The sequence below is a fragment of the uncultured Anaerococcus sp. genome, assembly GCF_963510915.1.
In the GTDB taxonomy this organism is placed as follows: domain Bacteria; phylum Bacillota; class Clostridia; order Tissierellales; family Peptoniphilaceae; genus Anaerococcus.
In genome coordinates this window covers 1-13,338 of record NZ_CAUPHG010000048.1, presented here as the reverse complement: position 1 = coordinate 13,338, position 13,338 = coordinate 1, and the positions used below count along the sequence as shown (strand labels likewise).

The 13,338-nt window shown below is 36.7% G+C and carries 13 protein-coding genes; all 13 read right to left on the bottom strand.

Annotated features, from left to right (window positions below; genetic code table 11):
* Positions 1-184: 184 nt before the first annotated feature.
* Positions 185-991: an ABC transporter ATP-binding protein gene (locus RQ893_RS05440; RefSeq protein ID WP_311482036.1), complete on the bottom strand. Its 807-nt coding sequence runs from the start codon at positions 989-991 to the stop codon at positions 185-187.
* Positions 991-1,989: an iron ABC transporter permease gene (locus tag RQ893_RS05435; RefSeq protein ID WP_311482035.1), complete on the bottom strand. Its 999-nt coding sequence runs from the start codon at positions 1,987-1,989 to the stop codon at positions 991-993. Before RQ893_RS05435 ends, RQ893_RS05440 begins: the two co-directional genes overlap by 1 nt.
* Before the next feature lie 10 nt (positions 1,990-1,999).
* Entirely contained in the window at positions 2,000-3,214 is a 1,215-nt protein-coding gene (locus RQ893_RS05430) for an ABC transporter substrate-binding protein (RefSeq protein ID WP_311482034.1), read from the bottom strand.
* A gap of 17 nt (positions 3,215-3,231) precedes the next feature.
* Positions 3,232-4,404, bottom strand: a complete 1,173-nt coding sequence (locus RQ893_RS05425; RefSeq protein WP_311482033.1) for a nitrogenase component 1 — start codon at positions 4,402-4,404, stop codon at positions 3,232-3,234.
* Between the two features lie 9 nt (positions 4,405-4,413).
* Complete coding sequence (locus RQ893_RS05420) at positions 4,414-5,733, bottom strand: nitrogenase component 1 (RefSeq protein ID WP_311482032.1); 1,320 nt, start codon at positions 5,731-5,733, stop codon at positions 4,414-4,416.
* A complete protein-coding gene (locus RQ893_RS05415; protein ID WP_311482031.1) occupies positions 5,730-6,533 on the bottom strand; it encodes a nitrogenase iron protein NifH in 804 nt (267 codons plus the stop codon). Before RQ893_RS05415 ends, RQ893_RS05420 begins: the two co-directional genes overlap by 4 nt.
* Before the next feature lie 488 nt (positions 6,534-7,021).
* Positions 7,022-7,240 carry a DUF951 domain-containing protein gene (locus RQ893_RS05410; RefSeq protein WP_311482030.1) on the bottom strand — a complete coding sequence of 73 codons (219 nt, stop codon included), beginning with the start codon at positions 7,238-7,240 and terminating at the stop codon, positions 7,022-7,024.
* Positions 7,237-8,094: a mechanosensitive ion channel family protein gene (locus RQ893_RS05405; protein WP_311482029.1), complete on the bottom strand. Its 858-nt coding sequence runs from the start codon at positions 8,092-8,094 to the stop codon at positions 7,237-7,239. Before RQ893_RS05405 ends, RQ893_RS05410 begins: the two co-directional genes overlap by 4 nt.
* Positions 8,095-8,601 carry a GDSL-type esterase/lipase family protein gene (locus RQ893_RS05400; protein ID WP_311482028.1) on the bottom strand — a complete coding sequence of 169 codons (507 nt, stop codon included), beginning with the start codon at positions 8,599-8,601 and terminating at the stop codon, positions 8,095-8,097.
* Positions 8,601-10,592: an alpha-amylase family glycosyl hydrolase gene (locus tag RQ893_RS05395; RefSeq protein WP_311482027.1), complete on the bottom strand. Its 1,992-nt coding sequence runs from the start codon at positions 10,590-10,592 to the stop codon at positions 8,601-8,603. The genes RQ893_RS05400 and RQ893_RS05395 overlap by 1 nt, the downstream gene beginning before the upstream one ends.
* Before the next feature lie 16 nt (positions 10,593-10,608).
* Entirely contained in the window at positions 10,609-12,669 is a 2,061-nt protein-coding gene (gene fusA, locus RQ893_RS05390; protein WP_311482026.1) for an elongation factor G, read from the bottom strand.
* A gap of 149 nt (positions 12,670-12,818) precedes the next feature.
* The gene (locus tag RQ893_RS05385; RefSeq protein WP_311482025.1) at positions 12,819-13,175 is read right to left on the bottom strand and encodes a DUF956 family protein; all 357 of its coding nucleotides are present in this window, start codon (positions 13,173-13,175) and stop codon (positions 12,819-12,821) included.
* 1 nt (position 13,176) lies between these two features.
* On the bottom strand, positions 13,177-13,338 hold a 162-nt coding region (locus RQ893_RS05380), incomplete at its 5' end, for a PTS system mannose/fructose/sorbose family transporter subunit IID (RefSeq protein ID WP_311482037.1).

Here is a 13,338-nt window from a genome sequence, read left to right as displayed (position 1 = left end):
TTCTCCTGTCCAAGTTTCTCTCTTGCGGACATTTAATACTATAACATCTGTTTTTATCTTTGTCAAATTTTTTTCTGATTTTTTTTATAAATTTTGATCGATTACTTTTACTTCATATTTTCGCTTATATAATTATAGTTTTTTATCCAATAAAAAAATCAAGGATTATTTTTTCCTTGATTTCTTAATTATTTTTTAAGTCAGCTATTACTGTTTTATAAGATTTTTCTTTTGTTACTTCTACCTGTCTGATATATATCTTCACATTAAATATCTCTTCGAGGTTTTCTTCATTTATTATATCGCAAGTTTTCCCAAATTTTTGTATGCCATGGCCTAGTAATAGTGTCTTGTCTGATATTTGTAGGGCATGATCTGGGTAGTGAGTGTTTATTATTATTGTCACATTTTTTTCTTTGCTTAGATTTTTTAAGGTTTCTAGTATATATAGTTGGTTTTTGAAATCTAGGTTTGATTCTGGTTCGTCTAGGACTAGGATATTTGGGTTTGCGCATAGGGCTCTGGCTATGAGGACCATTTGTAATTCCCCTCCGCTTAGCGCATTGCAATCTCTGCCTTTTAGGTGAAATATTCCTAGTGATTTTAGAATCTCATCTACTTGTTCATAATCTTTGTCATTTGGTAGGGCAAACTGACCTATGTGGGCACTTCTTCCTAGAACTACCATTTCTTCTACCCTATATGAAAAGGTTGATGTTTTGGCTTGGGGTACATAGGCTATATGTTTCCACAGCTCTTTTGCTGCAAATTCTTTTATATCTTTATTATCAAGGTAGCTTGCACCTTTTTCCCAACTTAATAAGCCGAGGATACATTTTATAAGGGTGGTTTTCCCTACTCCATTTGCTCCAAGTATTGTGAAAACTTCTCCTTGGTCTACACTAAAGTTTATATCTTCTAATACATATTTTTCGCTCTTGCGACATTTTTTATCATAGGAATAGTATCCATTTTTAACTTTTAAATTCACTATTTGATTCCTCCTGATTTTCTTAAAAGATATATAAATAATGGAGCTCCAATTAGCGCTGTTAGGATTGATACCGGAAGTTCTGAGGCTGTTAAATTTCTTGCTAAGGTGTCGATTAATAAGAAAAACATGCCACCCATTACTATTGAACCTGGTATTACAAACTTATTGTTGTTTCCAAATAACATCCTTGCTATATGGGGTACCAAGAGTCCTACCCATCCAATTTGGCCACACATTGATACTACTGATGCTGTAATCATGGTTGAGCCTAATATTGTTAGGTTTCTCATGCGACCTACATTGATTCCCAAGGACTTGGCTTCGTCTTCATGCAAACTAAGAGCGTTTAAGCGCCATCTCAAGATAAAGATAATTATAATTCCAAGTATTAAAAGTGGTAGTCCGTATAGGAGGGTACCTGCCATGGTTCCACTTAATGAACCCATTAGCCAGAATGTAATTGCTGGCAATTGGTCTTGAGGATCAGCCATTAACTTTACTATCGAAATTAGGGCTTGAAAAAAAGAAGATATAACAAGGCCTGCTAATATCATCATTATTATAGAGCGACTTCCCCTTCTCTTGCTTATGAGTAATACAAAAAACACTGCTAACAATCCAAAAATCATTGCCGAAATTTGCACCATTATTGTTGATAAGTGTAATAACAAGGCTAAGACCGCCCCAAAGGACGCCCCATTAGCAACGCCAAGTGTGTCTGGTGTGGCTAGGGGGTTGGAAAATAATGACTGGAAGGCTGCTCCTGCACAAGCAAGCCCAGCCCCCGCTATTATTGATAATATGACTCTTGGTAGGCGTATGCCTAATATTACTGTTGCTGCAGTATCAGACACGCCACTTCCCCATGTTTGTAAAGCCCTTATAGTTTCATATAAACTTATATTGTAGTTGCCTATTCCAATACAACCCAATCCCATCAAGAGTGTCAATGCAAAAATTATAAATATGACTGGTTTTTGATGGTTTTTTATCATCTACTACTCCTTAATAGCCTTTTCCTGCTTCTTTTGGAGGATTTACAATATTTTCTAGATCTTCATCTGTTAGATCTACATTAAAGAAATCCTTGTAATAATCATGGAATTCTTTTTTGATATCTATGTCAGAGAATTTTTCTGGATATAGGGTTTGAGCTACCCATAGAAGAGTTACTGGTGTGTCAACGCCTGGTGTAAATGTTCTATATGAGGCTAGAGGCATCTTATGGACTCTTTTATTTTTTACTGCAGCTACATTTTCCCACTTATCTCCAAAGGTATTTTCGTATAAGTTTTCTGGTTGTGCTGGAGAGAAGTTTGTAAGCATTATTACGTCTGGATCCCATTTGTATATATCTTCCATTGATGCTGGTTGTGGACCATTTACATCGATTCCATCAGCAACATTTTTACCACCTGCGGCTTCTATCCACCAATTTCCAAAGAAATTCTTTCCTGATACCATTAAATCTGAATCTGTATATCTAAATATGCTTAGGGCTTTCACTTTTTCTTCTTCTGGTATATCTTTTACTCTTTCTTGAACCTTATCATATACCTTGTTAGCATAGTCAGTGATTTTATCTGAATCTAAGCCCTCATGTGGCCATACTTGCTTAAATACCTTAAACCAATCGTTGAAAGTTTCTATACAATTGTAGTGTCTGCCTTGAGCTTCCATAGCTATGGCTGGTATGCCTGCATTTTCTAGCATTTCTTTGTGTTTTGTATTTCTTGCGAAGTAAAATACTACATCTGGTTTTAATTTCATAATGGATTCTATATTTATATTTTCTCCATCAACGAAGTCTGTTTTTGCATTTAAAATTTCTGGATAAAGTTTGCCAAGTAGACCTACTTTTGCAGCTTGTTGGGCAAATTGATCCATGCCTATTATTTTTTCTGCTGAACCAAGGTAGTTGCTGATGGCTGCTGACAATGGATAGATAGAGATGACTACACATGAATTGACTTTATCAGGTATGGTTACCTTATTAGATGCCATGTCGACTATTGTCCTCTTGCCATCCTTGTCTACTTTTTCATAGTCATTCTTTTCTTGTTCTTCTTTTGCTTCTTTTACTTGCTCATTTATACTTTCTGCAGTTCTTTCTGCTTTTGTGTCTTTTTCTTCGGCCTTTTTTTCTGATTTACAAGCAGCGAAATTGAAAGCCAAAGCTAAAGCCATAGACATAGCTAATACTTTTTTTAATATTTTCATTTATATTTTCTCCTTTATTAATTTAATATTTTTTTAATTTCCTCAATAATTTCATCGCCAGATTTTCCAATTATATTCCTATCGTATTTTTTATAAAAATGCGAAGATATAGCAAAGTGACTATAGTTAAAAGACTTGATTCCATCTGTTAGGCCTATTATTAAAGGGTCAGCTATTAGTAAATCGAATTGATTGTCTTGTAAGTAAGCTATGATGTCTTTTTCACTTTTTAGAATAGCTGTTGTCTTTTCGTAGTCATCGCAAGTTTTGGAAAAAGGACTTGCCACACAAATTTCGTAGTCAGGGAATTGTTCATATAATTTTCTCCCTAGACTGTTCGCTAGTACACTTTCTTGAATTATTCCTATCTTTTTTCTTTTCTTCCTACCATCCTCCTCTATTTGCCAAAAATTCCTTTTATTGCCTGATTTGATAATTTCTTCCATTCTTCCTATATATAATTGTTGATCATCTACTCCTATAGGTATGCCAGCCAAGTATGGCATATCGTAGAATTTTAATAACCATTCTCCTATGTCAACCCCACCCATATTGAAAACAAGATTTAATTCTGCTGAAGTTATGGATTTTATTTTCTCAAGGGTAAGGTCGTGAGATAGGATACAGTTTATATTCCACCCATATTTCTCTAAAAAACTTATTAAATCCTTAACAGTGTCTTCATTAAAATCCAATGGAGTTAGGCCCAGCAGATTAACTGTCCTTGCTTTTGTTTTTTCTTTCTCATCTAAGAATTTGTCCAAAAGTATTTGACAAACCTCAGATATACCTGACAAATAATCATTTAAACCATTAGTAGGAACACCGATTGTTGGAATATGAGTTCTTGTTTCTATATCTTCTGCTATGGCCTGAAAATCAGTACCAATTACCAAGGGTACAGGGCTTCCTGCAAATAAAATTAGGTCTGGTTTGTGATATTCAGCTGCTTGGCATATCTTTTCAATGTATCTTTCATCATTGCCCAAGGCAACATCTAGCTGCCTAAGTCCAGAACAGAATACCATTTTGTCAGAACCATACCATCTTGGTTCGTCAAATCCTGTGTAATTTGAAGTACACCCAGACGCATCATAGATTACTATCAAGGAGTTCAAAGGAAACATCATAGAACAAGCTCCCGAATAGTCAGGTGCAAATGGTGGTAAAGAAATATTCAATCTTCCCATATTTTCCTCCTATATAACAAGATTTGCCTTATCAATCATCTCTTTAAGATCTTTAGGATTTTTAATAGCATCTATTATTTCTTCCATCAAGGTTTTTAAGCCGTAATAACCAAATAGGTCAAGGTCATTAACCAACGAAACAACATAAGAGCTTCCTGCTTGATATGCAGCATCGAATCCAATTCCTAAAACTTGATCATTTAAGTAGGCTCTTTTTGCACGAGAAAAGTGGTCAGCCTGCATATATCTAATATTTGGGCAATTTATTTCTAGCCACTCCTTAGCCTCTCTTTCAAATGGCAAATCATCGGATGCTAATACTGCCTCCACATTAAAGCCATACTCAATAAGGGCTTTTGCTGTATCAAAAGGACGTTTTACACCACCAGATGATACCCAAATAGGTCTATCTCCCATTATCTCAAGAGCTTTATCGATAGATTTTTCCGCTTCTTGCCTATAGCTATCCAATATTTCCTTATCGAACTCTACTTCCAAAAGCTTAGCTAAACTTTCGTAAGCTTGGTCGATATTTTTTATTGAATATGTTGTAAACATAGGGATAAATGGTGTGCCAAAGCGGTTTTTCAACTCTTTGGCAGCATATATACCACCCGGATGCATGACTATATTAACTTTTGAATTTGCTTCTTTTTGAAATTCATCATAAGAGCCTTCTGTGCTTACCTGCCTAACTTTGCCTGGTGCGACTAGCTTATAGAGTTCATTGTTTTCAGGCAAGGGCAGAAAACATCCTATTATGTTGACATCTTTTGTTTTTTCTTTTGCACTTCCTTCTTTTAGGAAATTATAGATAGTATTAATGCCTTTCACAAGCGGAGGTGTCTCTGTATCCCTGGTGATAGGATCCATATGCCCTTCTTGAAAATCAATGTCGGGTATTCTCTCCCTAAGCCTTCTTACAACACTAGCATTATCAGTTCCTATCAAATTATCTAGGCAACTAACAATGGTTATTATGGCTTTCGGCCTCCTTTTCATTTTTGTTAATATATCAACCATCTCAACAACAGCTTCTTCCATCTGATCATCATAACCATCAATAATCTCTGATGCCGTTAAAAGATAATAGGATATACGTTTTTTGGTATCATCTTTTAAAGATGCCAAAGATGTATGCCTACCGCATCCGGATGGCGATATGAAAATCAAATGAGATTCAGGAAGTTGTAGTAGTATATGCTGGAGTCCAAAACCTCCAGAAGATGGACCTATGTAATCCAACGAGTCTTTAAAACAAGCTCCTCCACAAGAGTTTTCTTGAAAAAATCCCTTGTTTTCTAATTTTTCCAAACTTATATTTTTCATATACGTCTCGCAATTTTCTTATCTTTTTTCTCTATCTTGTTCTTTTCCATCTCTTCAATTTTTTCTATTATTTTTCTAGCTAGATTTCTATAGTCATCTGCTATATCGCTATTAGGAAACATTTCAATTGCAGTCTTGCCCTCATCTTCTGCCTTTTGAACATAGTCAGACCTGCGTATCTTCGCTAATACATCCAGCCCCATCTCACCAGCCGCTTTCTTAACGACCATATCTTCATCAGGCACATTTCTAGAATTTAAAATAAGTCCCCCGCACCTAGCGTATCCACGTCCTACAAAATTATCCACAGCTCTTTTTATATTATCTGCAGCATATAGGGCCATCATTTCTCCAGATGTCACTATGAAAATATTATCGGCATAGCCATCACGAATTGGCATGGCAAAACCACCGCAAACAACATCTCCCAAAACATCATATAAGACTATATCTGGCTTATATATCTCAAAGGCTTTTAACTCTTCTAATTTTTTGAAGGCTTGGATTATTCCAAGTCCGGCACAACCAATCCCTGGTGTTGGCCCGCCTGATTCTACACAATAAATTCCACTTTCACTTTTATAGACTATATCTTCCAAGACAACATCGTTGCCTTTTTTACGAATCATGTCCAAGACTGAAGGTATTTTTTTACCATTCATTAAATTTTTAGTAGAATCTGATTTAGGATCACATCCTATTTGTATAACCTTATAATTTTCTGCAAGTGCAATAGCAAGACTACATGTAGTTGTCGACTTACCTATTCCTCCCTTGCCGTAAATTGCAATTGATTTCACAAACCTCTCCTCTAGCTCATACTTACGATAATTAATATCTAGAAAATGATTATCATTATCATGGGTTTAATTATAGCAAACATTTTTTACTTAGTCAATTAATAATATCAATAATATGAGTAGTATTATCTATGGTCAAAATAAAAGTTCTTTTTGCCCTCTAATCTCATATCCAAGTATAAAAATCTGTCTTGATGTTCCTATCATCTATTTGTGAATTAACCATAAAGCTCTTAGCTTCATAAAAGTCTAGCAAGAACTAAGCGTATATTAACAAAAAAATCTCAGAGCTTTATTTAAGTCCCTGAGATTTCTTAATCGGCAAAATTTAAAAATAGTAAAAATTTTTCCAATAAAAACTTTTCAGCCTTTATTTATCTTTGCCCCTTGGTTTTTTAATTATTACTATAGTTTTACTAAGCAAAATTCTTATGGTTTCTTATGCAAAAAAATTAAGTATCATGGGTGGCGATAATATTTTTTATCCCCTATCCTTCGTAATTTACAATTGCGACCATCTTGCCGTCTTTATCTTTTATTTTTCTGATTTTTTTATCAAAATCTAGTCTTTTCATCCAAATAATCTTATCACATCCCAGGCACCTTAATTTGATGTCTGCCCCTAGCCTTTCGATCTGCCAGAGATTTTCTCCGCAAGGATGGCCTTTTTTGAGGGTGATTATGTCATTTAACTTGTATTTTTTCATTTCCTATCTCCACTTTTTCTCGCCCTGATTTCTCTTTTTTCCATCTCTTCCTTAATTAGAACACGCGCCGCCCTTTGGTAGGCCCATTGGTAGCCGTCCTTGGTGGTTGCAATCATCTTTACAATGTAGACAATCGGCTCAAAAGACGAAATTTCAAAGAATTCAAAACCTTCGACTACCTTGCCCTTAAAGTCAGGATCTTTCTTGAGTTTGCTTGCCACAATTTGAACAATTTCCTTGGCTTCACCAAGACTCACCTCATAAGGAAGGGAAAAAACAACCTGGGCTAAGGCCCTTCCCCTGTTGAAATTCTGGACATTGGCGATTTTAGAATTTGGAATGATGTGCAAAGACCCGTTGAAATCCCTGATGAGGGTGGTCCTTAGGTTTAATTGTTCAACTGTACCCTCGCAACCTGCTGCTATTACCCAATCTCCGACCCTTATCCTGTCATCAATTACTATAAATATTCCCATGATAAAGTCTTGGATAATGGTTTGGGAACCAAAGGCGATTGCGATACCACCTATCCCTGCTGTTGCGATTAGGGAAGATGTGTTGATGCCAACAGAATCGAGGATGATATTTATTACTATAAAAATAATGGCAAACTTGATTATCGAATACAAAAGCTTGCTTATTGTCTCAATCTTGGCTGGGTTAGCCATTCTGGAAGACTGGTTTTTGTTTAAAAATTTATCTAGGGTCTTTCTGGCAATTCTTATTAGGATAAAGCCAGCTAAGATGGCAAGGCCAATGGTTATGAGTCTTGAAATCAAGACATTTTTCATAAGACTTTTTACCATCTGGTTTTTTTCAAGGTTTTCAAATACTTGGTTTTCTAAATTTTCCATTTATTCTCCAATCTTTTCTATAATCTTTGCTGCAAGACCTTTGTGAAAGTCGCTTGCCAGGTGGACTCCGTCTAGGTAATGGCCGGCAATGGTGTCGGCATCAATGAATTCTACCCCCAGGCTTTTGATTTTTTCTTTGAGTTCTGCGATTTTTCCATTTATCTCATCATAGATTGGGTAAGTCTCCTCTTCTTCAATGAAGGGTGGACCTATAACTATGATTTGCCTTGCCTTGGCTAGGTCTACTATACTTTTTAGGTTTTTAAAAACCAAATCAACAGAGTAGCCAACCATAAAATCATTAGTGGCTCCAAAGACTATTAAGAGGTCAGCTTCATCAGTTGTTAGCACGTAGCCTTCGTACCTAGCTAGCATTTCACAAGTTGTCGATCCATTTCGACCAAGGTTTACAATATCAAAACCCGCCTTTGATAAAAAGCGGGCATATGACTTATCTTCAACGAGATATCCTTCTGTGAAGGAATCTCCTAGACATATTATTTTCATTATTTGACCTTTTTAAGAGCTAGGGCTGTCCTACAAGGGATATAAATTTTAATTCCGTCGTAGTCTGTGCCCGGAAGTTTTTCTGTGTCGTAGACAACACCGTGGCTTATCCTGTCAAAACCACCAAACCTTGCCTCGTCTGTGTCCATGACTACCTCAAATTCTCCAATATCGTGGATTGGTAGGTGGAAGGACTCGTAAGAATTGGTTGGATGGAAGTTGAAAAGATAAACTATATCCTTATTTCTAAAGGCGATAATTTTCCTATCGTTATCTAGCCAAAGCCTGTAGGTGTCATTTCCTAGTTGCTTATTTTCCTTGGCAAAATTTATCATCGCTTCGTCAAAGTCTGCCAAGAACTTGTATTTGAGATAATCCGCATCTCTTAGTGACCATTGACGGCGAGCATAGTGGTAGGAGTAACCGTTGCCTTCCCTTGGAAAATCAATCCATTCAGGATGACCAAATTCATTGCCCATAAAGTTTAAATATCCATCAGCTCCTTCTGAGATAGTTATCCACCTAATCATCTTGTGGAGGGCTATGGCTCGGTCTATCTCAAAATTGTGGATATTAACCGCCATAGAGTCGTACATCTCAGCGTCTGCTAGCTGGAAGATTGTTGTTTTTGAACCAACTAGGGCCTGGTCGTGGCTTTCTACATAGCCAATTCTCTTTTCGCTTGGCCTGTGGGTTGTAAGTTCATACCACATATTTGAAAGATCCCAATCGTGGTCGTCTCTCTTTAAAGTTCTCTCCCAGAAATCTGGCATACCCATGGCAAGCCTGTAATCAAAGCCGATTCCGCCTTGGCTAACAGGTAGGCACATGCCAGGCATTCCTGACATATCTTCTGCTATGGTGATGGCCTTTGGCTTAATTTCTCTGATTAACTCATTTGCCATTTGCAAATAATTTAGGGCATCTATATCTGTATTCATAGAAAAATATTTCTTATAAGAGTCGAAGGCTTCTCCACGGCCGTGGTCCTTATAGATCATGGATGTGACCCCATCAAACCTGAAACCGTCAAAGTGGAATTCTTCTAGCCAATATTTCACATTTGAAAGTAGGAAGTGGACAACTCCGCCCTTGTGGTAGTCAAAAAGTTTAGAATCCCAGTCTGGGTGGTTGCCTTCAGGACCTGCGTGGAAAAATTGATAATCTGTGCCATCAAATTCGTTTATGCCTTCGGCTGTATTTTTAACTGAGTGAGAATGAACCAAGTCCATTATCACATTTAAGCCCATTTCGTGGGCTGTATTTATAAGGCTTTTAAGGTCTTTGGTCTCTCCGTACCAAGAAGATGGTGCAAAAAAGTTTGCAACTTGGTAGCCAAAGGATCCGTAGTAAGGATGTTCGGCTATAGCCATAAGCTGGACTGTGTTGTAGCCGCCTTTTTTAATCCTTGGAAGAACGTGTTTTTCAAATTCCTTGTAGGAAGAAACCTTGCCTTCTTCACCTGCCATGCCTATGTGGGCTTCGTAAATCAAAAGGTCTTTGTTTTGGATTTTGAAATCCCCGTCTGTCCACTCAAAATCCTTGCGTGGATTTTCTAAAACCGCTGCAAAATCAAAATCTTCATTCCTTTCTACCCTTGTAGCATAGATTGGAATTCTCTCCATAATCTTTCCACCAGCGTCAACTAGGACTTTTAGGCGAGACTTGTGAGGGATGGTTCTAATGCCTTTTACAAAGATTTCCCAGTCCCCTCCGTTAATCTTTGTTAGGGGATGAGAATGTTTGTCCCAATTGTTAAAGTCTCCTATAAGGTAGAGCCCGTCTGCATTTGGGGCCCATTCCCTATAAATCCAGCCTCCCTCAACCTTATGGAAGCCGTAATAGTTGTGAGCGTTGGCAAATTCTTTAAGTGATTTACCACCAGCTAAAAAATTCTTTTTCTGCTCTTCTAGCCTATCCATCCTTAGATTTATGTCGTTTTCATAGTCACTTAAGTAAGGGTCTATATCTAGTATTTCCCATCTTGCCATTGCTGCCTCCTGACTTTTAGTCTTCTTTCTTGCTTTCTACAACTTTTTGTGTAATTTCTTTTGGAACTTCTTCGTATCTTACAAAATCCATTGAGAATGTTCCCCTAGCTGATGTTTGGCTTCTAAGATCTATAGCATAGGTTAAAACTTCTGCAAGTGGAGCTTCAGCCTTTATTACTTGGCTGCCATCTGCTTGTGGTTCCATACCTAAAATCCTACCACGTCTCTTGTTCATATCGCCCATAACATCACCCATGTTTTCGTCTGGGACATTGATTTCTAGACTCATAACAGGTTCTAGAAGGATTGGATCTGCTTCTTCTATACCCTTTTTGAAGGCAATTCTTGCAGCAGTTTTGAAAGCTTGTTCGTTTGAGTCAACAGGGTGGTAAGAACCATCATATAGGGTTGCCTTAATACCTGTTACCTTGTAGCCTGCAAGTGGGCCTTCTGCTAGGGATTCTTCAAGTCCTTTTTCTACAGCTGGGAAATAGTTCTTTGGCACAGCACCGCCGAATACTTCTTCATCAAAGACAAAGTCTTCTTCGCTTGGTTCAAATCTGATAAATACATCACCGTATTGGCCTGCACCACCGGATTGCTTTTTATGCTTACCTTGAACGTCTGACTTGCCTTTGATAGTTTCCCTGTAAGGAATCTTGTATTCTATGATTTCTGTATTTACAGAATAATTGTCTTTTAATTTATCCATCAAAACTTCAAGCTGAACATTTCCAAGGCCTGATAATACTTGTTGGCTGGTTTCTCTGTTCATCTCGTTTGCAAAAGTTGGGTCTTCTTCATTTAGTTTTTGTAAGGCTTCAGAAATCTTATCCTCGTCTGCACGGCTTACTGCCTTGATTGCATAGAATAAAACTGGTTTTGGATACTTAATCTTCTTGTATTCAATCTTCTTATCTTTTGAACAAAGAGTATCTCCGGTTTGGGTCTTATCAAGCTTAGCGAAAGCTCCTATATCACCAGCTACTACCTTATCAGTCTTGATTTGCTCATTGCCTCTCAAGAAGAAGAGTGAAGAAATCTTTTCTTCAGCATCTTTAGTTGCATTGTAAAGTTTATCGTCTTTGGAAATGGAACCGCTAACCACCTTGAAGATTGAAATCTTACCAAGGAATGGGTCTGCAAGAGTCTTGAAAACTACAGCAGAGAATGGTGCATCTTCCTTTGTCTCGAAAGCCTCATATCCATCAGCTACTCTAAATCCAATGTTCGCAGACTCATCATCAATTGATGGCATATATTTAACTATTACATCAAGTAAGGATGTAAGACCAATCATCTTTTCTGTAGAGCCAGCGATTAATGGTACAACCTTGCCTTCAAGAATAGCCTTAGATAGACCTTCTCTGATCTCTGCTTCAGAGAATTCTTCGCCTTCAAAGAATTTTTCCATTAGTTCGTCATCAGATTCGGCAACAGCCTCTATAACCTTGTTATAAACTTCTTCAACCTCTGCCATTCTGATTTCTGGAATTTCAAGCTCTTTCTTTTCATCATTTTCATAAGAATAAGCTTTTTTATCCATTACATCGATTATGCCCTCAAAGTTTTCGCCTTCGCCGAGCATAAGGGTTAGAGGAATGATTTTTTTGCCAAACTCTATGTGGAGGTCAGAAACAACCTTGTTAAAATTAGCGTTTTCCTTATCTAGTTTATTAATGAAGATAACAGATGGGAGATTAATCTTTTGGGTATATTTCCAATATTTCTCTGTACCAACTTCGATTCCCTTTTCACCGTCTATAACAAAAAGCGCACTCTCACAAGCCCTCAAAGCCTGAAGAACTTCACCTTCAAAATCAAAAAATCCTGGAGAATCTATGAAATTTAATTTAAAGTCGTTATACTCTATTGGAATTATTGAAGTTTGAAGAGAAATATGTCTTTTCTTCTCTTGTTTATCGTAGTCAGAAGCTGTATTTCCATTTTCTATTCTACCTTTTTTATCTATAACTCCAGTCTTAAATAAAAGGGCTTCAGTAAGAGATGTTTTACCTGCACCCGAATGCCCTACTAAGGCTAAATTCCTAATCTTAGATGTCTTATAATTTTTCATAATATATCTCCTTCTGGACTTATATCTATTGTTAATAAAATGTCCATTTTTATATTTATAATAATATTATATAATATTTCGCATAAAATTTCTACCTTTTAAAGAAAATGTTTTCACTTATAAAAAAATAAAACTCCCAACCTGGGAGTTTATTTTGCAAATTTATTTTTCACATAGTCCCACACAGTTAAAGATCTTCTTAATTTGTCAGCTGGAAGATATTTATTAAGGGCTCTTAGGATAGCCTTGTTATCATGGCTATTAAAGATAAAGTCCCCGTTTTTTTTGGTGTGGATAGCAAATCGGGTAATCTTTTTCTTAAAAACTACCGATGCTGTTACTAATTTAATTTCTGTGTAGGGTATTTGAATAAAATCTCTCACATTTCTTTCGTTATAATATTCTATAGCCTTATTACCTACTAGGAGGTCCCCATGGCTGGTAAGACCTCCTAGGTAATTTGCCTTAGTTTGGTAGTCGATCTTGGTGTTTTGACTTTCTACCATATTACATAATGTGGAAATATTTCGCAACTATACCTATAGCAAATAATGCTAGGATAATTGTGATTGGTGATACGTTTTTCTTTAAGAGCTTACAAATACCAAGAGTTAGTAGTAATGGTACAAGGCCTGGTATTAGTGAGTCTAAGTTTTGTTGTAGGGTTGT

Coding starts and splice junctions, on each gene's coding strand:
- RQ893_RS05385 (WP_311482025.1), bottom strand. CDS start 13,175: ATGGTAGAAAGTCAAAACACCAAGATCGACTACCAAACTAAGGCAAAT.
- RQ893_RS05395 (WP_311482027.1), bottom strand. CDS start 10,592: ATGGCAAGATGGGAAATACTAGATATAGACCCTTACTTAAGTGACTAT.
- fusA (WP_311482026.1), bottom strand. CDS start 12,669: ATGAAAAATTATAAGACATCTAAGATTAGGAATTTAGCCTTAGTAGGG.
- RQ893_RS05410 (WP_311482030.1), bottom strand. CDS start 7,240: ATGAAAAAATACAAGTTAAATGACATAATCACCCTCAAAAAAGGCCAT.
- RQ893_RS05400 (WP_311482028.1), bottom strand. CDS start 8,601: ATGAAAATAATATGTCTAGGAGATTCCTTCACAGAAGGATATCTCGTT.
- RQ893_RS05405 (WP_311482029.1), bottom strand. CDS start 8,094: ATGGAAAATTTAGAAAACCAAGTATTTGAAAACCTTGAAAAAAACCAG.
- RQ893_RS05420 (WP_311482032.1), bottom strand. CDS start 5,733: ATGAAAAATATAAGTTTGGAAAAATTAGAAAACAAGGGATTTTTTCAA.
- RQ893_RS05435 (WP_311482035.1), bottom strand. CDS start 1,989: ATGATAAAAAACCATCAAAAACCAGTCATATTTATAATTTTTGCATTG.
- RQ893_RS05430 (WP_311482034.1), bottom strand. CDS start 3,214: ATGAAAATATTAAAAAAAGTATTAGCTATGTCTATGGCTTTAGCTTTG.
- RQ893_RS05425 (WP_311482033.1), bottom strand. CDS start 4,404: ATGGGAAGATTGAATATTTCTTTACCACCATTTGCACCTGACTATTCG.